This is a genomic window from Methylobacterium aerolatum (assembly GCF_022179085.1).
Classification (GTDB): Bacteria; Pseudomonadota; Alphaproteobacteria; order Rhizobiales; family Beijerinckiaceae; genus Methylobacterium; species Methylobacterium aerolatum.
Window position 1 is genome coordinate 43,663 of sequence record NZ_BPQE01000004.1, and the last position, 21,654, is coordinate 65,316.

Below are 21,654 nucleotides of genomic sequence, written 5' to 3' on the forward strand. Positions count from 1 at the left end.
TGCGAACGCCTCCTGCGAACGCCCCTTGCGCCCGCGCCCTCCCGCGCCACGATAAGGGCTCGGGGGCGCGGTGCGGGAGAACGGGCGTGGCGGAAACGACTGGTGAGGCGACGGCCGGGCCGATGAACGGCGCGGAGAGCTTGGTGCGCACCCTCGTCGCCGGGGGCGTCGAGGTCTGCTTCACCAATCCCGGCACCTCGGAGATGCACTTCGTGGCCGCCCTCGACAGGGTCGAGGGGATGCGTTGCGTGCTCTGCCTGTTCGAGGGCGGAGCCACCGGCGCGGCGGACGGCTATGCGCGCATGGCCGACAAGCCGGCCTCGACGCTGCTTCACCTCGGCCCCGGCCTCGCGAACGGTCTGGCCAACCTGCACAACGCGCGGCGCGCCCGCACACCGCTGGTCAACATCGTCGGCGAGCACGCCACCTACCACCGGGAGTATGACGCGCCGCTCACCTCGGACATCGAGACCCTGGCCCGGCCGATGTCGGCCTGGGTCCGCACGGGGATGAGCGCGGCGGAGATCGGCCGCGACGGGGCCGACGCCATTGCCGCCGCCCGCACCGCGCCGGGCCGGATCGCGACCCTGATCCTGCCCGCCAACACCGCCTGGGAGGCCGGCGAGGGCGTCGCCCCGGTTCCGCCGATCCCCGAGCGGGAGCGCGCCGGGGACGAGGCCGTCGCGGCGGCCGCGCGGGCGCTCGCGAGCGGCGAGCCGGTGTTGCTGCATCTCGGCGATCAGGCGGTGCGCGGGCCGGGGCGGGTGATCGCCGACCGGATCGCAGCCAAGACCGGCGCGAAGCTCCTGGCCATGACCTCGAATTCCCGCATCGACCGGGGGGCCGGGACGGTCCCGATCGAGCGCCTCCCCTACCCGATCGACGAGGCGATCGCCGCGCTGAAGGGATTCCGCCACATCGTCCTGATCGGCGCGACGCAGCCCGTCGGCTTCTTCGCCTACCCCGGCAAGCCGAGCCTCCTCGCACCGGAGGGCTGCGAGACCCTGACGCTGGCCACCCCGGCGCAGGACCAGCTCGACGCCCTGGAGCGGCTCGCCGAGGCGGTGAACGCGCCCCCGGCGCGGGCCCCCGAGACCGGGCCGCTGGCGGAGATCCCGACCTCCGGTCCCCTCGATCAGGACACGATCGGCGCGGTGATCGGCGCGCTGATCCCCGAGGGCGCGGTGATCTGCGACGAATCCCTCACCACCGGCCGCAACTTCTTCGCCCTGACCAAGGCATCGGCCCCCCACACTTGGCTCCAGCTCACCGGCGGGTCCATCGGCCTGGGGATCCCGATGTCCACCGGCGCGGCGGTGGCGAGCCCCGGCCGCAAGGTCATCAACCTCCAGGCGGACGGGAGCGGCCTCTACACCGTCCAGGCCCTGTGGACGCAGGCGCGGGAACGCCTCGACGTGGTGACCATCGTCTGGTCGAACCGGGCCTACGCGATCCTGCGCGGCGAACTCGCCAATGTGGGCGCCCGCAATCCCGGCCCGAAGGCCATCGGGATGCTGAGCCTCGACGATCCGGCGATGGACTGGGTGTCGCTCGCCAGAGGGTTCGGCGTCGACGGTCGCCGGGTCGAGACGCTTCCCGCCTTCACCGACGCCCTCCGGCACGGAGTGGCGACGCCGGGGCCGTTCCTGATCGAGGTGGTGTTGTGAGCGCCGGTGCCTGACGGAGGGGATCCCCTGCCGGGCCGTCATGCGAGCGATCGCGAAGCAATGACGGTGCGGGTTTCCCGCACCGTGGCGACCGGAAGATTCGGGTTAAACCCAATATCGAGCCGGCGAATTGATGCTCTAAGGCAATAATTCAAAATCCATCCATCCTGCCGCGATTTTAAGCAGCGGTGGATTGCGTGCTCTCTCAACAATTTCCCGCAGCGCAGCGGAGAAAGTTGCGTACTTTGACGCAGGCGTGGCTTGCCAGACCTCGCGTGATCCATGACCTTCCGGCCCAACGCGCGTTCGACCACCCGAGGCCCCGGCCCGTGCCGCGGCCTCCCTTCGATGAGTCTGAGACGAACACCCTGCGACAGCTCCCTCCAGCAAGAGGCAGGATCCCATGCAAGACATCATCCGCGTCAGGCCGACCCACGACGGCACCTACACCGTCTATCGCGGCACCCGCGCCCTCGCCAGCGGACTGACCCGCGAGCAGGCGGAGCGCTATGGGGCGAGCCTGCCCCAGGCCGCCCTCCCCGAGGGCTGAACGGGTCCCGCGACCCCGCGTGATCCGCCCCGCGGGGCGGATCACGGCTCCAACGCGAAGGGGCCGAGATCGGCGATGGCGCCGTCGGCCCCGAGCCCCCGGCGGCGGGCCGTGATCGCGAAGCCCGCCCCGCCCCTCGCGATCTCGAAGAGCAGGTAGCTCGCCCGGCGGTTCGGCAGGCCGCCATGGCCCTCCGGCAGGGCCGACGCCGAGGGGACACCGACGACGGGAATCCGCCCGCCCCCCGGTCCGGCGAGGCGGGCGAGGTTGAGGACGTGGTTGTGCCCGTGGAGGATCAGATCCGCGCCCACCCGGCCGATCATCGCCGCGAAGGCCCCCGCATCCTTGAGTTCCCGCCCCGGGCTCGCGCCCCCCGGATGGGGCGGATGGTGGATCATCACCACGCGGCAGGGCCGCCCCGGCTCCGTCGCCAGCGTCCGCAGCAGCGTCTCGGCGGCGGCGAGCTGCGCCGTTCCCAGGCGCCCGCTCGCCACGAAGGGCTTCGTCGGGATGGCGCTCGACAGGCCGACGAGGGCGACCTCCCCCCGCCGCCGCAGGTAGGGGAAGCGCCCGGCCGATCCGGTATCGTCCGTCGTGTAGGGGCCGCAGGCGTCGAGCAGGCCCTCGAGCGATCCGCGCACGTAGGCATCGTGGTTGCCGGGCACGAAGCTCACCGCCTCGGGCGTCCCCAGGGCGTCGAGGAAGGAGCGCGCCGTGGCCCACTCGCTCGGCAGGCCGATGTTGCACAGGTCCCCGGTGCAGGCGATGTGCGCCGCCCCCTGCCCCCGCAAATCGGCGACCAGGGCGGAGAGCACCGCCATGTCGTGGCTGCGGGAGCGGCCCCGGCGCCAGTTGGCATAGCCCGTGGCCCGCTTGCCGAAGAGCTGGCTGAGGCGGGGCCGACCGAGCGGCCCCACATGCGGGTCGCTGAGATGGGCGAGGCGAAAGGTCAATTCGGGTTCACCGCTCCGGCGCGCCCTTCGCATCGCGGCGCGGCGCGCGCCCGTCAAGCGCTGCCGATCAGGATGCCTGTGACGAGGACCAGCACGCCGCCCAGCATCACCTGCAGCGCCGCCCGCCAGAAGGGCGTCGCCATGTAGCGGGTGCGGATGCCGGCGATGAGCGCCAGCTCCACCACCACGACGAGGATGGCGAGCGTCGTGGCCAGCAGGAACGGATCCGGCCAGCCGGCGGGCAGGGTGTCGGGGATCGCGTAGGGCAACGTGTGGCCGAGCCCGCCCACCGCCGTCATCACTCCGCAGACGAGGCCCCGCACCATCGGGCTGCCGCGCCCGGTGACGCTGCCGTCGTCCGACAGGGCCTCCGTGAAGCCCATGCTGATGCCCGCCCCCACCGAGGCGGCGAGCCCGACGAGGAAGGTCGCGTGGTTGTGGCCGGTGGCGAAGGCGGCGGCGAAGATCGGCGCCAGGGTCGAGACCGAGCCGTCGATCAGCCCGGCCAAGCCCGGCTGCACGTAGCGCAACACGAAATCCCGCCGCGCCTCGGCGAGCGCCATCTCCGCCTGATCCAGAACCGCCGACATTCGCGCCTCCTGTTTGGAACGATTCCAACTTAGACTTTGGAATTGATCTAAACAAGTGATTCGTGAGGCCGGGAGGGCGATTTCGAAGCCGCCGCCGACTGGAGGGCGCGCCCGGCGACATCGCATCCGGCCCCTGCTTTCATCGCGGACCTGGCGGGACATCTGCAGACGTGGCGTGTCCCTGGAGCGCTTCGCTGTCGCTCGCGAGGACGGCGGTGCGTCGTTCTCCGGTGAGCCCGGGTGCCGGGATACAGCCCCGGCCCGCGCGATGAGCGATCTGCGCCCGACGCGCTTGTCCGCCTCCGCCCCAAGGCGTTAGACCGCCGCTCGCAAGCGACGGACAGCGATGAGTGTTCTGAAGCGTTTCCTGCGACGGCCGGTCGTGAAACAGGCCCTGGGCCGCCTCGCGGCGGGCTATCTGCGCCTCGTGCGAGCGACGAACCGGTTCACGATCGAGGTGGGCGACGGCGTCTCGGCCGGGGCCTCCGATCCCTGGCGCTGGCTGGACGGACACCTCCCGGCGATCACCGGCATGTGGCACGGCCAGCATATCCAGATGCCGATGATGGCCCGCCCCACCGACCGGGTGGCGACGATCATCTCCCGGAACCCGGATGGCGACATCAACACCATCGCCCTGGAGCGCCTGGGCGTGCGGGTGATGCGGGCGTCGGGCGCCCGGGGCCGCCGCCGGGCGGCGGATGCCCGCGCCAAGGGCGGCGCCGAGGGCCTGCGGGCGATGTTGAGGGCGCTCAAGGCGGGCGAGACGGTGGCCTTCAGCGCGGACGTGCCGAAGGTGACGCGTCGCTGCGATGCCGGCATCCTCACGCTGGCGCGGTTCTCCGGCCGACCGATCCTGCCCGCGGCCGTGGTGACGAGCCGCCACCTGCGGTTCAACTCGTGGGACCGGGCCTGCCTCGCCCTGCCCTTCGGCCGGGGCGCCATCGTGCTGGGCCGACCCATCCTCGTCCCCCGCGACTGCGAGGGCGAGGCGTTCGAGGCGCTGCGCCGCCTCCTGGAAGCGGAGATGGACCGGGTCCATGCCCGTGCCTACACCCTCGTCGGGCGCCCGGACCGGGCCGCCTACTACAGCCGGGGCGTGGCCGCGCCGCCCCCCGCCATCGTGGAGGGCACGGCGTGAGGCGCCCTCCCCTGACCGTCGCCCTCCACGCCTACCGGACGGGCCTGCGGATCGGTGAGCCCGCCGTGGCCGGTCTCCTCGCGTGGCGGGCCTATCGCGGCAAGGAGGACCCGCGCCGGGTCGCCGAGCGCCGGGGCATCCCCGGCCGGGCGCGCCCGGTCGGCCCCCTGGTGTGGATGCACGGGGCGAGCGTCGGCGAGGTCCTCTCCCTCGTGGCCCTGGTGGAGGGCATGATCGCCCGGGGCTACTCGGTGCTGGTGACGACGGGCACCCGCAGCGCCGCCGACCTGATCGGCGCTCGCCTGCCCCCGGGCGCCGTGCATCAGTACGTCCCCCTCGACGCGCCCCGCTGGATCGAGCGCTTCCTCGAGCATTGGCAGCCGGACATCGCCCTGGTGGCCGAATCGGAGATCTGGCCCAACACGATCCTGACGCTCGACAGGCTCGACATCCCCCTGATCCTCGTGAACGCGCGGATGTCGGACCGGTCCTTCCGCGGCTGGGAGCGGGCGCGGGGCACGGCGGCGGCGCTCCTGTCGCGCTTCGCCGTCTGCCTTGCCCAAACCGAGGAGGACGGCGCCCGCTTCGCCAAGCTCGGGGCGCCCCGGGTCTCCGTGACCGGCAATCTCAAATACGACGCGCCGGTGCCGCCGGCCGACCCGCAGCAGCTGAACTACCTCGGCGGGATGATGGCCGACCGTCCCGTCTGGGTGGCGGCGAGCACCCATCCCGGGGAGGACGCCGCCGTCGCCCATGCCCACGCCTCCCTGAAGGCGCGGTTTCCGAATCTTCTCACCGTGATCGCCCCCCGGCATCCCCGGCGCGGCGGCGAGGCGATGGCGTGCGCCGAGGCGGTGGGCCTGCGCTGCGCCCGCCGCTCCGCGGGGGCCCGCCCCCTGCCGAACGTCGACGTCTACGTCGCCGACACGATCGGCGAACTCGGCCTGTTCTACCGGCTCAGCCCCCTCGTCTTCCTCGGGGGCTCCCTCGTTCCCCGGGGCGGCCAGAACCCGATCGAGCCCGTCCGCCTCGACTCCGCGATCCTGCACGGTCCCCATACGGGCAACTTCACGCAGGTCTACGCCGCCCTCGACCGGGCCGGCGGGGCCTCGGTGGTCGCCAATGGCGGCGAACTGACCGATCTCGTCGGCCAGCTCCTCGCCGACCGGCGCCAACTGGCCCGGATGGCGCGGATCGGCCAGGAGGCCCTGGCGCCCTTCGAGGGGGCGGTGGGCCGAACCCTCGCGGTCCTCGATCCCTTCGTCGCGCAGATGAAGCTCCTCGGACTCAACGCCGCCACCCGCGGCCGGGCCTGATGCGGGAGCCGGCCTTCTGGTCCGCCGGGCCGGAGCACCCCGCCGCCCGCGCGCTCGCGCCCGTCGCCGGCTTCTACGGCGCCCTGACCGCCCGGCGGATGGATCGGCCCGGCCTCGCCGCGCCCTGTCCCGTGATCTGCCTCGGCAACTTCACCCTCGGCGGCGCGGGCAAGACCCCGGCCGCGCGGGCTGTCGCCGCGCTCCTCCGGGAGGGGGGCCTGCGCCCGGCGTTCCTGAGCCGGGGTTACGGGGGACGGCTCCGGGGGCCGGTGCGGGTCGAGCCCGGTCGGCACGGGGCCGACGCGGTCGGCGACGAGCCCTTGCTGCTCGCCCGCGACGGGCCGGTCGTCGTCTCCCGCGACAGGCCCGCCGGCGCGGCCCTCTGCCGGGAGGCGGGCGCCGATGTGATCGTCATGGACGACGGGTTGCAGAATCCGAGCCTCGCCAAGAACCTCGCCCTCGCCGTGGTGGATGGGGGAGCGGGCCACGGCAACGGGCGCGTCGTCCCGGCCGGGCCCCTGCGGGCGCCCGCGCACCGGCAATGGCCGCACGTGGCGGGGGTGATCCTGATCGGTGAGGGCGAACCGGGCGAACGGGTGGCGGCGGAGGCCGCCGGGCGGGGGCTGCCCGTCCACCGCGGTCGCCTCGTGCCGGACGGTGGCGGATTCGCCGGGCGGCGGGTCCTCGCCTTCGCCGGGATCGGCCGTCCCGGCAAGTTCTTCGACACCCTGCGCGAGACCGGCGCCCGACTCGCGGGCACCCGCGCCTTCCCCGACCATCACCCCTTCCGGGAGGCCGACCTCGCCGCGCTCCGGCGCGAGGCCGACCGCCTCGGCGCCACGCTGGTCACGACGGAGAAGGACGCGGTCCGCCTGCCGCCGGGGTTCGCGGTCGCCCTGCCGGTGCGCCTCGTCCTCGCGCGGCCGGAGGCGCTGGCCGCGCAGGTGCGCGGCGTGCTGGGCTGAACGGCCGAGTGGAAGACCGACATCGCTCCCACTGACGTCCTCATCCCGAGTGTCTGGCCGTCGTGGTCCTGGCGTCCCATGAAGCCCTCCGCGTCTTTGCGAGCGGAGCGAAGCAATCCAGGGATGCGCCACGTTGAGAATCGGCCCGTCGCCCTGGATTGCTTCGCTGTGCTCGCAATGACGGAGGGGGTGAAGACCTTTCCGGCCGGACACTGAGGTGCGCCGAAGGCGTCTCGGAGGAGGGCTCCTACAGGGCCTCCGCTGCGCTCCGGCGCCTCAGGATGAGGGCGGGCGTGGGAATAGCCGGCTTTTCGGAGAGGCTCCGAGGATGGCGACTCTCAGCCCGGCCGCCTGGCGGCGATCTTGGCCTCGATGGCGTCCCAGACGGCGACGGCGAGGTTGGGGCCGCCGAGGCGCTCGATGGCGCGGATGCCGGTGGGCGAGGTGACGTTGATCTCGGTGAGATGTCCGTCGATCACGTCGATGCCGACGAGGATCAGTCCCCGCCGGGCCAGCTCCGGCCCGATCGTCGCGCAGATCTCGCGTTCGCGCTCGGTGAGTTCGGAGGCCGAGGCCGCGCCGCCGCGCACCATGTTCGAGCGGATGTCGTTCGCCGCCGGGACGCGGTTCACCGCGCCCATCGGCACGCCGTCCACGAGGATGATGCGCTTGTCGCCCTCGGTCACCCGCTCGAGGTAGCGCTGGACCACCCAGGCTTCCTTGAAGGTCGTGGCGAAGAGGTCGACCATCGAACCGAAATTCGGGTCCTTCTCCGTGACCTTGAACACCGCCGCGCCGCCATGGCCGTGCAGCGGCTTCATCGCCACGGTCCCGTGCTCCAGGCGGAACGCCTCGATCTCCGCCTTGTCGCGGCTGATCAACGTCGGCGGCATCAGCTCGGGGAAGTCGAGGACGAACAGCTTCTCGGGGGCGTTGCGCACCTGCACGGGATCGTTGACCACGAGCGTCTGCGGGTGGATCCGCTCCAGCATGTGCGTGGCCGTGATGTAGGCCATGTCGAAGGGCGGATCCTGGCGCATCAGCACGGCGTCGCAGGCGCCGAGGTCGATCCGCTCCGGCGCCCCGAGGGTGAAGTGGTCGCCCTGCACGTCCCGCACGGTGAGCGCCTCGGCCCGGGCCGTCACACGGCGGCCCTGCATCGAGAGCCGGTCGGGCGTGTAGTGCCACAGCCGATGACCCCGCCGCTGCGCCTCCAGAAGGAGGGCGAAGGTGGTGTCGCCCGCGATCCGGATGGTCTGGATCGGGTCCATCTGGACAGCGACGGTGAGGCTCATGGCGGCGGTCCCGGGATGAGGAGGTGCGCCCTCAGTTGTTCGGGAGGGACTTGCCGCCGGTGCGCCGGTCGTAGTCGCCGATCGCCGCGCGGCATTTCTGCGACAAGTTCGCGCGATTGCGCGTCATGCAGCGGTCCGCCTCGGGGCTGTTCGGGTCCACGCCGATGCAGAGGCGGAAGTAGTCGTCGGCGCAGCCGAGTTGAAGGCCCTGGTCCTCGCGCTGGGCGAAGGCAGGTCCGGCCGTCAGCGACAGGAGCGTCAGCGCGGCGAGCAGGGCCCGCGGCGAACGAAGGGTTTGGTCCGAAGCCAGTCGCATCCAGCCTTCCTCAGCAATCAGCGTGGGGATGGCGGCCCATCCCACGCCGCCGGGCATATCGGTCCGTGCCGGTGCGTGGCAAGCGTCACGGTCGCGCATGTGATCGGCGTTGCAAAAAGCCCGCAGGCGCCTCTGCCGGCGGCCGGACGGAAAATGGCCCCGCCCGATTTCGGGCAGGGCCAAGTCTATAGGGAGGAAACGCCCGCCATGGGCCCAAGGCGCCAAGCAAGGCCCGCGCCAACTCCGGCGCCGCCCGACGATCCGGGGCAATGATCTGTTAACCATGCCGTGCTGATCTCCCGGTCAGCACAGCCGCCTTTCCCCCTTGCCGACGCCCTTGCCTGGGCCTGGGCAAACCGCCCGGACCGCCGACAGGAGCCCGAACATGCACCGCGACCCCCACACCGAACGCCGAAAGATCCATCCCTCCCAGGCCGACATGCCGGCGCGGCCGTCGGGCGTGGTCGTCGCCCTGCCGACGCACGCCGCCCGTCCCGCCCGCCGGGCTCCGGCCACCGGCGAGTCGCGCGGTGAGATCGTGCTGTTCCTGGGCGTGCGCTACGAGCGCCTCGCCTCCTGATCGCGCCCGGCGGCGCCGCCCGTCGCCCGCGGTCGAGGGGGCGTGCCACCGCCCTCTGCCTTCCTCCCGCCGCGCAGCCCGCCCGCGCGAGCCGGCCGTCCGGATATGCCATGCCCCGCGTTCCCAGCCGCTTCGCGCCGGTTCGTCGGCGGTCCCGTCCGTTGCTCCTGGCCGCCGCCGCGAGCGTCATCCTCGGCGCCTGTGCGCAGCAAGGGGATTTCGGGCGGCCCAAGGCCGGGGCCTGGAACAGTCTCATCGACGCCACCGGCGCCGTCGTCGCCCGCGAACGCGGCGAGCCCTCAGCGGATGCGCCCTTCACCGACGACGAGCAGGACCTGCGCAGCCGGGCGTGGCGCTTCCTGATGCCGGCCGACACCCGCGAGGCCTTCCTCGACATCCTGGCCAACCTCACCCGCGCCCGGGTGCTTCCCCCCTCCTGGCGCAGCGAGGACCCGGCCCGCTATCACGACGCGCTCCTCGACGAGGGCTTCCGCTCCCCGGTGTCGCGCTACCGCCGCCTGACGGACGACGCGGTGGCCGATGCCCGCTTGGTCCCGCCCTTCACGGCCCTTGCGGCGCGGGTCGCCGACGCCGATGCCCGACGCCTGCGCAGCCTGCCCTTCGCCCGCACGCTCAAGGACGACGACATCCGCGAGGCCGCCATGCGCGTGGCCGAGAACCGCTGCCTCGTGGCCTGGGTCCGGCTGGAGGCGGGACGCCGCCTGGAGGGCTACCGCTACGCCCTGGAGCACCTGTTCGCGGAGGCGCCCGATCCGGCCGCGGCGGAGGCGGAGCGGGCGCTGGCGATGCTCGCCGGGCGCCGCCCCCTCTTCGACCCGCTGCTGCCCCCCGATGCGGCGACGCGCTGCGGCTTCGTCCCCGCGCCCGCTCCCGTGGCCGTGGTGAAGACGCCCCTGGTGACGAAGGATTAGAGCGTTTTCGGGTTGATCCGGATCGACTGCTGGCCGTCTTTGCGAGCGAAGCAATCCAGGGATCCGCCAAGTGCGGTCAGGTCCCGCTGCCCTGGGTCGCGCCCGCTGCGCTCGCCCAAGACGAAAGCGCGCCTCGTGCCATCCGATCCGGGTTCGACGGGACACGCCGGAGCGGTCGCTACTTCCGTCCGGTTTCGTCGGCGGGTGCGTCGGTGGTGCAGGAGATCGCCCGCACCGCCTCGTTGGCACCGGGGCGCTGGCTCGGCAGCCCCGCGATGACGCGGGCGACAACGAAGCCCCGGACGTCCGGAGCCACGATGCGCACGTCCCGGCTCGGCTCGTTCTCGTCGTCGTCGGCCAGCGCTTGGTCGAACTGGGCGCGGGTCATGATCACGAGGTCGAGCGCCCCGCGCACCGCCGCCTGATCGGTGACGGCGTAGAAGGCGCCGTGGCGCCCGTGCGCGGCGAGCGACAGCGGGAGCGCGCTCGTCCGGGACGAGACGCGCATCGGCCCGTCGGACAGGTCGTAGGCGCAGACGCCGACGGCGACCGCCGGATCGGGGATCGGCAGCCACGCCTCCGGCGGGGACGGCACCTCGCCCGTGGAGAGGGTGTAGATCGGCTGCGGATGATCGAGGCTCTCGCTGGCCTGGGTCCGCGAGACGGCGTCGGCCTCCGCGAGGCGTGGGATCGCCATGACCGCAGCGATATGGACGATCCCGGCCAGGACGAGCCCCGTGAGGGTGGCGTAGAGCAGGCGCAGGCTCACGGCGCGCAGTCCCGGCGGGTGATCGTCGGGACGGAGCCCCGGTCGATGGAGGCGATGCTCGCGGCGGCGGGGGTGTCGTAGAGCCGAAGCGCAAGGCGCATCGGCCCCTGCGCCCGGGGCGCCGGCAGCCAGTTGCCGGGCTCGGCCGTGGGAGCGAGGACGATCTCGAACCGCCCGTCGGGGCGGCGCAGGATCTCGGTGGAGGTGAAACCTTCCCGCATCAGGGGGCGGTCCGGATCGCGCGCGCCCCGCCCCGCGACGGTGAGCGTCCAGGCGCGGGCCGGGGGTACCGCCCCGGCGACGGCATAGGTGCAGGTGGCGTCCAGGGTGCGGCCCGCATCGTCCTCGGCGGCGGTGAGGAGCAGGCCCTCGCCCACCGCGAGGGGGATCTCGCCCCGACGCGCGTTGACGGCGCGGGTGTAGGGGTCGGCGTTGGTCGCCCCCGCACGCGGCCATGCAATCCAGGCGCCGATGCGCACGCCGCCGAAGGGGTAGCCGCCCCGGGTCGCCCAGTCGGCGCTCACGAGGCCGAGGCCGCCGCCGAGGGCCAGGGTGTAGAGGACGAGCACGGGCCTGCCGCCCCGTCGCAGGAGCCGGGCCGCCCGCCGGGCGAGGCCGCCGTCGCGGGGCTTGCGCACAGCCGTGTCCGGCGCCGCGGCGGCCCCCGTGGAGCCGGTGAAGGCGGCCTTCATCTCCGCTGCCCTCACGGCGTGCCGATCCGGCCGCCGACCGCGCGGGCGCCCTCGGCCACTTCCCGCGCGGGGACGGCGGAGGCCCGGTCGCCGCCCGCGCCGCCCGTCCCGGCGGGACGCGGACGCTCGGCGGCCTTGAACAGGCCGTTCAGCCCGCCGATGACCTCGAAGGACCGGCGGGAGATCTTGCCGAAGGCGCTGGCATTGGGGTCCGTCGGTGCGATGACGCCGCCGGCGGCGGCCTGGGCCGCGGCCTTCGGGCTCTCCTTCAGGCCGGGCAGGCCCTTGATCTCGATGCCCTGGTGGGCCGGCTCCATCACGTCGTGCCAGGTCTGGGCCGGCAGGGAACCACCGGTGAGCTTGTTGGTCGAGGTGTGGTCGTCGTTGCCGTACCAGACGGCGGCGACGTAGTTGCCGGTGTAGCCGACGAACCACGCGTCGCGGTAGGCGTTCGTGGTGCCCGACTTGCCGGCCACCTTGATGCCCTCGAGCTGCGCCCGGCGGCCGGTGCCCTCCTCCACCACCTTGTTGAGCATGTAGTTCATGTCCGCCACGACCTGCGGCGAGAGCACCCGCTCCGGCGCCTCGTCGGCATGGCGGTAGATGACCTCGCCGGAGGAGTTGCGGATCTCGGTGGCCGCGTAGGGCTTGGCCTTGAAGCCGCCGTTGGCGAACACGGCGTAGCCCGCCGCCTGATCGAGAACCGTCACCTCGTCGGAGCCGATCGGCAGCGACACCGTGTCGACGAGGGGCGTGGTGATGCCCATGCTGTGCGCCATGGCGATGATCTTCGCCCGGCCCGCCTTGGCGGCCTTGGCCTCGTGGCTGATGCCCATCGCCTTGCCGAGCTGGATGGAGATCTTGATCGGGATCGTGTTCACCGATTTCGCCACGGCGAGCCACATCGGCTGGCGCCCGGAATAGGAGCGGCCGTAGTTCTGCGGGCACCAGTTGCCGATGCAGACGGGGCTGTCGACCACCGTGGTGTCCGGCTTGAACTGCCCCGAGGCGAGGGCCGCCGCGTAGACGTAGGGCTTGAACGACGAACCCGGCTGGCGCAGGGCGTCGGTCGCGCGGTTGAACTGGCTCTCGCCGTAGTCGGCGCCGCCGACCATGGCGCGCAGCGCCCCGTCGGGATCGAGGATGACCACGGCCGCCTCGTCCACGTCCGAGACGTCGCCGGACTTGCGCAGGATGTCGGCCACCACCTCGTCGGCGCGCTTCTGCACCGCGAGGTCGAGGGGGGTCTTCACGGTGAGCACCCGGTCGCCCCGGAGCTTGCCGGCATCGGCCATGGCCTTCACTTGGCCGAAGGCCCAGTCGAGGTAGTAGTCGGCGGTGATGTCGCGGGTGCGGGTGACGGGGGTCGCCGGGTTGCGCAACGCCGTCTGGATCTGCCCCTCCGTGACGAAGCCCGCCTCCACCATGTTGTGCAGCACGTCCGCCGCTCGGGCGCGGGCGGCGGGCAGGTTGACGTGCGGCGCGTATTTCGTCGGCGCCTTGAACAGGCCCGCCAGCATCGCGGCCTCCGCGAGGCTGATGTCCTTGAGCGGCTTGCCGAAATAATAATCCGCCGCCGCCACGGCGCCGAAGGTGCCGCCGCCCATATAGGCGCGGTCGAGGTAGAGCTTGAGGATCTCGTTCTTGGTGAGGTGGCTCTCCAGCCAGAAGGCCAGGAACGCCTCGTTGACCTTGCGCTCCAGCGAGCGCTCGTTCGTCAGGAAGAGGTTCTTGGCGAGCTGCTGGGTGATGGAGGAGCCGCCCTGCGTGTTGCCGCCGCCCCGCGAGTTGTTGACCAGCGCGCGGGCGGTGCCGATCGGATCGATGCCGTAATGCTCGTAGAAGCGCCGGTCCTCCGTGGAGATCAGCGCCTTGATCATGATGTCGGGGAACTGGTCCAGCGACAGGGAATCGTCGTGCTTGATGCCGCGGCGTCCGACCTCAGTGCCGTAGCGGTCGAGGAAGGTGATCGCGAGGTCCTGCTGCTTCAGCCAATTGTCGCTGGTGAGCTGGAATGCGGATTGCGCCAGGGCGAGCAGGCCGACGAGGCCGACGGTGCCGATCGTCGCCGCCTCGCTGGTGAGGTCGAGGGCGACGCGCTTCCAGCCGCGCACGGCGAAACGGGCCATGAACCGCTGGAACCGCTCGTAGGCCTCCCCCGTCGATCGGCCGCTGTCGTACAGGGACGCGTTGACCCAGGCATCGAAGGCCAGGGCGGCGCGTTCGAGGCGGGTCTTGATCGTGGTGAAGTTCGGCAGGCGCACGTCTCTGATCCGGTCTTCGGGCGCCCTCTCGGCTCCCGTGGTAGTAGCAGGAATGTGCGGCAGCGGCGAGGCGGCAGGCCCTCCTGCTCCAACGCAGACTGCCCGGTATAGCCGCCCGGCGGCACCCGATATCCTAACACAGGGTAAACGCCGCCGCCGTGGCGGCCTCCCCCTGCCGTGGCGTCGTCCTTTGCCGCGACGCTTGCCTCCGGCCGGCGCCTCGGGCAGACGGGGCGGGCCCATGTCACACTCCCCGCGCCATTCCGGCGGCCCCGCGGCGAAACATCCCGGCGTCGCGGACAAGCCCTTCTGGCGGACCAAATCCCTTGAGGAGATGTCCCCCGAGGAATGGGAGAGCCTGTGCGACGGCTGCGGCCGCTGCTGCCTGATCAAGCTCGAGGACGAGGACACGGGCGAGGTCCACCACACCGATATCGGCTGCACCCTGCTCGACGGGTACGGCTGCCGCTGCCGCGACTATCCCCGGCGGCAGAAGAAGGTGCCGGATTGCGTCCGCCTCACGCCGGAGGCGGTCCGCACGATTCCCTGGCTGCCGCCGACCTGCGCCTACCGCCTGATCCGCGACGGGGCGCCGCTCTATCCGTGGCATCCCCTCGTCTCGGGCCGCGCCGCGAGCGTCCACGAGGCGGGCATCTCGGTGCGCGGACGCCTCTCCGGCAACGAGGAGGAGTTCACCGAGGAGGAATACCTCGACCGGATCGTGGAGTGGCCAGGCCTGCCGCCCGAGGCATAAAAAAACCTGCCGCCCGAGGCATAAAAAAGCCTGCCGCCCGAGGCATAGGAAGGCTTGCCGCCCGAGGCATAGGAAGGCTTGCCGCCCGAGGCATAGGAAAGCCTGCCGCCTCTCACCGCCGTCTCTGCGAGCGCAGCGAAGCAACCTCTGGCAGCAGGACGCCTCGGAGTCGCGCCGGGAAGCCGGCATTATCCACTCTCGCCCTCATCCTGAGAGTCTCGCCGAAAATTCGGCCGTCCTCCCTCGTCGCGCCCTCGTCCTGAGGTGCCGGAGCGCAGCGGAGGCCTCGAAGGAGGGCTCCAGGGACCGCAGAGCCTTCGGGAGCCCTCGGTCGAGGCGGCTTCGCCGCACTCCAGAGCCCGGCCGGAAGGGTCCTGGCGGCCTATGAAGCCCTCCTCGTCTTTGCGAGTGCAGCGAAGCAATCCAGGGATGCCCCACGTTCGGACATGGCCCGTTGCCCTGGATTGCTTCGCTGCGCTCGCAATGACGGAGGGAGCGACGACTTTCCGGCCAGACACTCAGGATGAGGGAGTCTGAGGGGGCGAACGGGCTTCTCGGCTGACTTTCAGGAGGTGATGGATCCCTGGATTGGTTCGCTGCGCCCGCAAGGACGATGCGGGCGTCACCCCGGTGCGCGCGACAGCAGGCGCCCGCCGGCGAGGCCGTTCAGGCCGATCACCCCGCCGATCACGCCCAGATGGACGAGCAGATCCGCGACGGTCGACTCGTCCGGATGGAAGGGCATCAGGAGGGCGGCCGCGGCGGCGGCGACCGCGAGACCGGCGAGCGCCGCCGTGAGGTTCGGCCGCAGCGGACAGGCCCGGCGCAGCATCGCGACGATCAGGAGCGACAGCGGGATCGAGACGCAGACGAGGAAGCCGAGGCAGCCGACGCCTTCGTGCTCGGCGGGAAGGTCCGCGACCGGCGCCACCAAGGACCGCAGGCATCCGGGGCCGCTCGCGCCGAGCCACAGGGCCAGGAACGGCAGCGGCAGCAGCGCCCAGGAGGGCGACCGTCCCGGTACGCTCGTCGCGAAGGCCGCGTAGGCGGCGGTGACGGCGGTGAGGACCGCCCCCAGCGCCGCCAGGGCGAGATCGAGTCGCTCGATCCGGCCGTCGAGGCCGATCATCGCGAGGCGGGAGGCCAGGAGGGCGCCGATCCCGGCGACCGCCGCGAGCCACAGGGCCGTGCGCAGGCCGGGGCGCGGCAGGCGCCGCACCGGCTCCAGACGCCCGGCGAGGTCCTCGACGAGCCTGTCGTGCCGGGCCACCATCACTCCTTCTCCTGTCCGAGGCTGGTGCGCAGGGCCTTGAGCGCCCGGTGCAGATTGACCTTGAGGGCGCCCTTGGTCCGGCCGGTCAGGGCGGCGGTCTCGTCGAGGGAGAGCTCCCGCAGGCCGAGATGCTCCACGGCCTGACGCTGTCCCTCGGGCAGGGCCGCCACGGCGCGGGCGAGGGCCGCGCCCCGCTCCCGCGTCTCCAGGGCAGCGCCGGGCCCGGGGCCGGGATCGACCTCCGCCTCGAAGGCCAGGGGATCGTGCACCTCCTGCGGGCGCCGGCCGGCCCGGCGCAGGCGGTCGATCGCCCGCCGCCGGGTGATGGCCGCGAGCCAGGGCAGGAAGGGCCGCGCCGGGTCGTAGCTCGCCCGGGCGGCGTGCACGGTCATCAGCGTGTCCTGGACCACGTCGTCCACCGCCTCGCCCCGGACGCCCTGGGCGCGGGCGATGCCCGCCACGAGGGGTAGGCACGCCTGGAGCAGGGCGCGGTAGGCCGCCGCGTCGCCCCGCTGGGCCGCGTCCATCAGGCTCCCCAAGTCGCGCTCGCGTGCCATCGCGCTACCGGTCCGCGTCTCTCCAGCCGCCCTGTCTAGTCCAGCCGACCGCCCGGCGGCCAGGGGGCGGGGTCCGCCCCCGAGGGAGAGCCCGGCTCCGGCCAGGGCACCGAAGGCGACGGCCATGGCGCTCACGCCTTCGTTGCGGCGGCGGGAATCCCGCCACGCAGGGCCGCCCGGCTGAAACGAGAGGGATCGCGAGGGGCGAACGAGATCGGTCGCATGGGCGGGCTGGCTCCGGGGCCGGACCTGCCCCTCGCTCCGTCTTTCGCCGACCGGACGGACGCGGTTACACGCCCCGGCGGCCGGACATGGCGCGTCCGGCGAACATACGCCCGTCCGTTGAACTATCGGTACAAGTCAAACCGTCGATTGTATATCTCGATCAATATGCCTGGTCCCGTCGTATTTCTCGCGGCAGAACGGCTTTCCTCTCGGCGGAACATTTGACATGAGTGTCGCTTCTGCGGGGCGAACTCATGCGCGCGAACGGGCCCGGCCGTGTGGACGTGATCATGCCGGCCCACGATGCGGCGGCCACCGTGGCGCGGAGCGTGGAGAGCGCCCTCGCCTGCCCCGAATGCGCCCGCGTCCTGGTGATCGACGACGCCTCCCGCGACGGGACCGCCGCCATCGTCGAGTCCCTCGCCGGGCGGGCGCCCGGACGGGTGGTGCTCGTGCGGCTCGCGGTGAACGGCGGCCCGGCCTATGCGCGCAACGTCGGACTCGCCCTCGCGGAGAGCGACCTCGTGGCTTTCCTCGATGCCGACGACCTGTACGAGCCGCAGGCGCTGACCGTGGCGGTGGCCGCCCTCGACGGGCTGGCCGACCTCGCCCTGGTCCGACTCGCCCTGAAGCCCCTGGGGCTCGATCCGGCGCTCGCCTCCCATCCGGGATTCGGGGACGCCTGGACGCGGGTGGCCTTCACGGTGCCGAGCAACGTCGTCGTCCGCCGCGCGGTGGTCGCGGCGGCGGGCGGCTTCCCGGAGGACGACCTCTTCCGGCGCCACGGCGGCGAGGACGTCGCCCTGTTCCAGGCCGTCGTGCGCACCTGCCGGGTCGGCACGCTCTTCACCGAGCCCGGCGTGCTCTACCGGATCCGGCCGGATTGCGCCGCCCTGAAGCTCATCCGCGCCTGCCTGTTCGACATCCTCCCGCCGGGGATCGAGGCCGACCTGCCGAAGGCGGAGAGCGTGACCGTCAAGATCATGCAGCGGCTCAAGCTGTTGAGCCCCTTCGTCCGCGCGGAGCCCGGGGCGACGGAGGTGCGGGTCACGTGGTCGGGGTGAGAGGCGGCCGCGACGGTCGGCCCTCAGACCTGAAGGTCGAACCGGCTGACCTCGCCGAGCAGGTCGACGAACACCCTCGCCCCGTGGTCGAGGAGGGCGTGGCCGGCGGCGGCGGTGCCGAGGCGGGCATCGCCGAGGGCACCCGTGATGTTCAGGTCTTCGGTCTTCCAGGCGAGGGCGGCGGGGCGCCCGGTGCGCAGCACGGCGTGATCCCGGGCGATCTCCCGTCCCCGCGAGGGGAAATCCGCCACGGCCTCGCGCCGCACGAGGTCCGGGCGCAGGGCGAGCATCAACGCCGTCTCGATCCCGCCCGCATGGATGCCGTGGGCGATCTCCTCCGGCGGGAAGAGCCCGGCCGGGACGCCGAGCCGCGCCCAGGAGGTCGTGACCGCCACCATCCCGAACCGCCCGCGCAACTCGCCCGCGACGAGGTCGATGAGGGCGGAGTTGCCGCCGTGGCTGCTGACGACGACGAGGCGGCGGCACCCGCTCCGGGCGATGCCGGCGCCGATCTCGGTCCAGGCCGCCAGCGCCGTCGCGGCGGTGAGGCTGAGGGTGCCGGCGAAGGTGTCGTGCTCGTCGGACTTGCCCACGGTCTGGACCGGCAGGACGAGCACGTCGAGGTCGCGCGGCGTCAGGGCGGCGACCCGGTCGAGGTAGCCCTGCGCGATGACCGTGTCGGTGGAGAGGGGCAGGTGTGGCCCGTGCTGCTCCGTCGCCGCCACCGGCAGGACGGCCACGGCCCGGCTGAGCTCGGCTCCGGCGAGGTCCCCGGTGGTGAGGTCGCCCCAGTTGCGTGCGCCCATCCCGCGCCCTTCCCACGCTGCGCGACGGCGTCGGCCGGTCGCGGGGGGTGGTTCTACGCGAACAGCGCGTCGATGTCGTCCTGGCTGGTGGCGATCGCGGCGTCCTGCGGGCCGTTGAGCAGCAGCGTTTCGGCGCGTTCCTGCCGGGCGCGCTCCACGGGATCGGAGCTGATCGCGTCCCGCGCCCGCACCGCGCCGATGAACCGGTCCAGGCGCTTCTCGAAGCTCTGGAGGGCATCGACCACCTTCGAGATCCGCTGGCCGGTGATGTCCTGGAACGCGCAGGCCTCGAAGATCGTGTTGACGTGCTCGTCCAAGCCCGGCCGCCCGGCGGGGCCCTCGGGCAGGAGCAGCAGCGCCTCGGCGGCGGCCATGATGCGGTCGGTGGCGCCCGCCGTCGCCTGGAGGACGCTGCTGAGCTCCTCGTGCGCCATGGGGATGCGGTCGCGGCTCATCTCGTTGGGCCGCAGGGCCGCAATCTCCTCGCGCATGCTGGTGATGTAGTCGGCGATCTGCATCAGTTCCGAGACGATCGTCGCGGACTCGAAATCCTGGACCTCGGACCGGTCCTTCCGCTGCGCCTTGGCCATTCTGTCACCTCACCGTGCCGGATCGTCACGAAAGGGCGCGGGCGCCCGGAGGCGCGTTCCGGAGCGCGCCCCGGGCTTGCGCACCGGTCCGGTCAGCTGCCGCAGACGGCCTCGATCTTCGACTTCAGCGTCGCCGCGTTGAAGGGCTTGACGATGTAGTTGTTCACACCGGCCTTCTTGGCGGCGATGACGTTCTCGGTCTTCGACTCGGCGGTGACCATGATGAACGGCGTCGTGCGCAGGCCCTCGTCGGCGCGGACATGGCGCAGCAACTCGTAGCCGGTCATCGGCTCCATGTTCCAGTCCGAGATCACGAGGCCGTACTTGCGGCCCTTCATCCGGGCGAGGGCGGCCGTGCCGTCGGAGGCGTCGTCGACCTCCTCGAAGCCGAGCTGCTTGAGCAGGTTGCGGATGATGCGGACCATCGTCTGGTAGTCGTCGACGACGAGGATCGGCATGCTCAGGTCGAGAGCCATGGACGAAATGCTCCGAAATAGAAACCGGGGCGCGTCGCACCCGGGGCGTTGGACTGTCCGTCGCCGGCGGCGGGGCCGCACGGAACCTTTGACAACCGTAGCGGGAACTGCGTTGCAAAGGGGTTAAGCGGGTCGTCCATGCCTCGCTTGACCCGCCGGGTCCGTTTCGGCAGGGTCCGCGGGGTCCGGTCCCCGGCAGCCCCTGCGGGCCGGGGCGCCGGCAGGACCGATCCCGCTCCGATGTCCCCCCTCTGAGTCGATGTCCCCTGGCAACGAGACGGCCGCGCGGCCCTTCCTCCTGTGTCGCGCCGACGAGCCCGTGCCGGCGGCCCTGCGCGGCGCCGTGGCGGCAATCGGCAACTTCGACGGGGTTCACCGGGGCCACCGCGCCCTCGTGGACGCCGTGCGCGACGAGGCCCGCGCCCGCGCCAGGCCCGCCGTGGCCCTGACCTTCGAGCCGCACCCGCGCGCCTTCTTCCGGCCCGACGCGCCGATGTTCCGCCTCACCGGCCCCCGGGCGAAGGAGGTGCTCTTCGCCCGCAGCGGCCTCGACGGGCTGATCGTCCGGCGATTCGACGCCACCCTCGCCGCGACGGGCGCGCGGGCCTTCGTGCAGGGCCTGCTGCGGGACGATCTCGGCCTGTCCGGCGTCGTGGTGGGGCACGATTTCCATTTCGGCCGGGCGCGGGAGGGGACGCCCGCCGTGCTCGAGGCGCTGTGCGCCGAGGCCGGGCTCACCTGCCGCCTCGTGGCGCCCGTGGCCCTGCCCGGCGAGGACGAGGCGGTGTCCTCCAGCAAGATCCGGGCGGCCCTGGCCGGGGGCGACGTGGCCCGCGCCAACGCGCTGCTCGGCTACCGCTGGGTGGTGATGGCGGCGGTGCGCCACGGCGACAAGCGCGGGCGGACCCTGGGCTACCCCACCGCCAACCTCGCCCTGCCGGATTGCGACCTCGCCCACGGCATCTACGCCGTTCGCGTCCGCCTGCCCGACGGAACGGTGAGGGACGGCGTGGCGAGCTACGGCCGCCGCCCGACCTTCGACGACGGCGCGCCGCTCCTGGAGGTCCACCTGTTCGACTTCGCGGGCGACCTCTACGGGCAGGAACTCGCTGTGGAGTTCGTCGGCTACATCCGGGGCGAGGAGCGCTTCGACAGTGCGGAGGCGCTGATCGCCCGGATGGACATCGACTCGGCGGAGGCCCGGCGGATGCTCGCCGCCGACACGGTTCCCTCCGTCCTCGCCTGAGGCATCGGAACCGGTATAGAAGAGGCCGCGAGACAGCGTCGGAGGCGTGAAGTGCTGGGCCGGTTGGAGCGGGGAAACACGGGCGAGGCCGTCGTGGCCTACGGGGACGGCACCATGCGGGTCGTCAAGCCCGGCAGCTTCGTGCGCTGCGCGGTGACCGGCGAGGCGATCCCCCTGGACGAGCTGCGCTACTGGAGCGCCACCCGGCAGGAGGCCTACGCCTCGCCGGAGGCCATCCTGCAGCGGCTGAAGGAAACCGGGCGGCCGTAACCGTTCACCGTCCTTGCGAGCGCGAGCCGAAGCGATTCAGGGATGCGCCACGGTCGGAACCGGCCCGCTGCCCTGGATTGCTTCGCTTCACTCGCAAGGACGCGGAGGGAAGGCGGCGCCGGCATGGCTGATCCGGCCAGACGCTTGGGATGCGGCTGCGATGGCGATCGTTGCAGAATTGCTCCCACCCTCGACCTCATCCTGGGGTGCCGGAGCGTAGCGGAGCCCTCGAAGGAGGGCTCCAGACTGCACCGCGCTCACCGGAGCCCTCCTTCGAGGCGGCTTCGCCGCACCTCAGGATGAGGGGGTTGAAGGGATGGAGGGGCTCTCCGGCAAGCCTTCGCGGACAACGAATCGTCTCAA

Annotated in this window: 22 protein-coding genes and 1 pseudogene; 11 read left to right on the forward strand and 12 right to left on the reverse strand. The window is 72.4% G+C overall.

Going from position 1 to position 21,654, the window contains the following annotated elements; genetic code table 11:
• Positions 1-122 precede the first annotated feature (122 nt).
• Positions 123-1,667, forward strand: a complete 1,545-nt coding sequence (locus tag MFF06_RS02665; RefSeq protein ID WP_238201689.1) for an acetolactate synthase large subunit — start codon at positions 123-125, stop codon at positions 1,665-1,667.
• 403 nt (positions 1,668-2,070) lie between these two features.
• Complete coding sequence (locus MFF06_RS02670; RefSeq protein ID WP_238201464.1) at positions 2,071-2,217, forward strand: hypothetical protein; 147 nt, start codon at positions 2,071-2,073, stop codon at positions 2,215-2,217.
• 41 nt (positions 2,218-2,258) lie between these two features.
• On the opposite strand, the gene MFF06_RS02675 is transcribed toward MFF06_RS02670, so the two are convergent.
• Positions 2,259-3,170: a metallophosphoesterase family protein gene (locus MFF06_RS02675; protein WP_238201465.1), complete on the reverse strand. Its 912-nt coding sequence runs from the start codon at positions 3,168-3,170 to the stop codon at positions 2,259-2,261.
• 53 nt (positions 3,171-3,223) lie between these two features.
• Positions 3,224-3,718 (reverse strand): annotated as a pseudogene (locus tag MFF06_RS02680) (VIT1/CCC1 transporter family protein); the annotation flags it as partial.
• A 388-nt stretch (positions 3,719-4,106) separates the two neighbouring features.
• Between MFF06_RS02680 and MFF06_RS02685 the strand changes: the two are divergent.
• The 3 genes from MFF06_RS02685 to lpxK are packed head-to-tail and all read left to right on the forward strand — an operon-like array spanning position 4,107 to position 7,182.
• Positions 4,107-4,901 (forward strand): lysophospholipid acyltransferase family protein, encoded by a 795-nt coding sequence (locus MFF06_RS02685; protein ID WP_238201466.1) that lies wholly within the window; start codon positions 4,107-4,109, stop codon positions 4,899-4,901.
• Positions 4,898-6,217 (forward strand): 3-deoxy-D-manno-octulosonic acid transferase, encoded by a 1,320-nt coding sequence (locus tag MFF06_RS02690; protein WP_238201467.1) that lies wholly within the window; start codon positions 4,898-4,900, stop codon positions 6,215-6,217. Before MFF06_RS02685 ends, MFF06_RS02690 begins: the two co-directional genes overlap by 4 nt.
• The gene (lpxK, locus tag MFF06_RS02695) at positions 6,217-7,182 is read left to right on the forward strand and encodes a tetraacyldisaccharide 4'-kinase (protein WP_238201468.1); all 966 of its coding nucleotides are present in this window, start codon (positions 6,217-6,219) and stop codon (positions 7,180-7,182) included. Before MFF06_RS02690 ends, lpxK begins: the two co-directional genes overlap by 1 nt.
• A gap of 338 nt (positions 7,183-7,520) precedes the next feature.
• Here the strand turns inward: lpxK and gshB are convergent, their stop codons facing one another.
• Both gshB and MFF06_RS02705 read right to left on the reverse strand, forming a co-directional pair.
• Complete coding sequence (gshB, locus tag MFF06_RS02700; RefSeq protein ID WP_238201469.1) at positions 7,521-8,477, reverse strand: glutathione synthase; 957 nt, start codon at positions 8,475-8,477, stop codon at positions 7,521-7,523.
• A 31-nt stretch (positions 8,478-8,508) separates the two neighbouring features.
• Complete coding sequence (locus tag MFF06_RS02705) at positions 8,509-8,793, reverse strand: hypothetical protein (protein WP_306421645.1); 285 nt, start codon at positions 8,791-8,793, stop codon at positions 8,509-8,511.
• 385 nt (positions 8,794-9,178) lie between these two features.
• Between MFF06_RS02705 and MFF06_RS02710 the strand changes: the two genes are divergently transcribed.
• Both MFF06_RS02710 and MFF06_RS02715 read left to right on the forward strand, forming a co-directional pair.
• The gene (locus MFF06_RS02710; protein ID WP_238201471.1) at positions 9,179-9,373 is read left to right on the forward strand and encodes a hypothetical protein; all 195 of its coding nucleotides are present in this window, start codon (positions 9,179-9,181) and stop codon (positions 9,371-9,373) included.
• 110 nt (positions 9,374-9,483) lie between these two features.
• Positions 9,484-10,305 (forward strand): hypothetical protein, encoded by an 822-nt coding sequence (locus tag MFF06_RS02715; protein ID WP_238201472.1) that lies wholly within the window; start codon positions 9,484-9,486, stop codon positions 10,303-10,305.
• Between the two features lie 178 nt (positions 10,306-10,483).
• On the opposite strand, the gene MFF06_RS02720 is transcribed toward MFF06_RS02715, so the two are convergent.
• Genes MFF06_RS02720 through MFF06_RS02730 form a run of 3 tightly spaced genes read right to left on the reverse strand, consistent with a single transcriptional unit; the run spans position 10,484 to position 14,030 of the window.
• Positions 10,484-11,083, reverse strand: a complete 600-nt coding sequence (locus MFF06_RS02720) for a DUF1254 domain-containing protein (RefSeq protein ID WP_238201690.1) — start codon at positions 11,081-11,083, stop codon at positions 10,484-10,486.
• Positions 11,071-11,766: a DUF1214 domain-containing protein gene (locus MFF06_RS02725; protein WP_370876581.1), complete on the reverse strand. Its 696-nt coding sequence runs from the start codon at positions 11,764-11,766 to the stop codon at positions 11,071-11,073. The genes MFF06_RS02720 and MFF06_RS02725 overlap by 13 nt, the downstream gene beginning before the upstream one ends.
• An 11-nt stretch (positions 11,767-11,777) precedes the next feature.
• Complete coding sequence (locus tag MFF06_RS02730) at positions 11,778-14,030, reverse strand: transglycosylase domain-containing protein (protein WP_238201474.1); 2,253 nt, start codon at positions 14,028-14,030, stop codon at positions 11,778-11,780.
• A gap of 241 nt (positions 14,031-14,271) precedes the next feature.
• On the opposite strand from MFF06_RS02730, the gene MFF06_RS02735 reads away from it, so the two are divergent.
• Positions 14,272-14,784 (forward strand): YcgN family cysteine cluster protein, encoded by a 513-nt coding sequence (locus MFF06_RS02735; RefSeq protein WP_238201475.1) that lies wholly within the window; start codon positions 14,272-14,274, stop codon positions 14,782-14,784.
• A gap of 622 nt (positions 14,785-15,406) precedes the next feature.
• Here MFF06_RS02735 and MFF06_RS02740 read toward each other — a convergent pair.
• Together MFF06_RS02740 and MFF06_RS02745 are read right to left on the reverse strand one after the other, a co-directional pair.
• A complete protein-coding gene (locus tag MFF06_RS02740; protein WP_238201476.1) occupies positions 15,407-16,057 on the reverse strand; it encodes an NrsF family protein in 651 nt (216 codons plus the stop codon).
• Positions 16,057-16,614 (reverse strand): sigma-70 family RNA polymerase sigma factor, encoded by a 558-nt coding sequence (locus MFF06_RS02745; protein WP_238201477.1) that lies wholly within the window; start codon positions 16,612-16,614, stop codon positions 16,057-16,059. Before MFF06_RS02745 ends, MFF06_RS02740 begins: the two co-directional genes overlap by 1 nt.
• Positions 16,615-17,093: 479 nt before the next feature.
• Here MFF06_RS02745 and MFF06_RS02750 point away from each other — a divergent pair, with 479 nt between their 5' ends.
• Positions 17,094-17,903 carry a glycosyltransferase family 2 protein gene (locus MFF06_RS02750; protein WP_283207238.1) on the forward strand — a complete coding sequence of 270 codons (810 nt, stop codon included), beginning with the start codon at positions 17,094-17,096 and terminating at the stop codon, positions 17,901-17,903.
• A gap of 23 nt (positions 17,904-17,926) precedes the next feature.
• Here MFF06_RS02750 and MFF06_RS02755 read toward each other — a convergent pair whose 3' ends face one another.
• From MFF06_RS02755 to MFF06_RS02765, 3 genes are all read right to left on the reverse strand, one after another.
• The gene (locus MFF06_RS02755) at positions 17,927-18,709 is read right to left on the reverse strand and encodes a creatininase family protein (RefSeq protein WP_238201479.1); all 783 of its coding nucleotides are present in this window, start codon (positions 18,707-18,709) and stop codon (positions 17,927-17,929) included.
• Positions 18,710-18,762: 53 nt separating this feature from the next.
• The gene (locus MFF06_RS02760; RefSeq protein WP_238201480.1) at positions 18,763-19,299 is read right to left on the reverse strand and encodes a protein phosphatase CheZ; all 537 of its coding nucleotides are present in this window, start codon (positions 19,297-19,299) and stop codon (positions 18,763-18,765) included.
• A 92-nt stretch (positions 19,300-19,391) separates the two neighbouring features.
• A complete protein-coding gene (locus MFF06_RS02765; protein ID WP_238201481.1) occupies positions 19,392-19,775 on the reverse strand; it encodes a response regulator in 384 nt (127 codons plus the stop codon).
• Positions 19,776-20,034: 259 nt separating this feature from the next.
• Between MFF06_RS02765 and MFF06_RS02770 the strand changes: the two genes are divergently transcribed.
• Positions 20,035-21,021 carry a bifunctional riboflavin kinase/FAD synthetase gene (locus MFF06_RS02770; protein ID WP_238201482.1) on the forward strand — a complete coding sequence of 329 codons (987 nt, stop codon included), beginning with the start codon at positions 20,035-20,037 and terminating at the stop codon, positions 21,019-21,021.
• Between the two features lie 51 nt (positions 21,022-21,072).
• Complete coding sequence (locus MFF06_RS02775) at positions 21,073-21,291, forward strand: DUF2093 domain-containing protein (RefSeq protein WP_238201483.1); 219 nt, start codon at positions 21,073-21,075, stop codon at positions 21,289-21,291.
• The last annotated feature ends 363 nt before the right edge of the window (positions 21,292-21,654 follow it).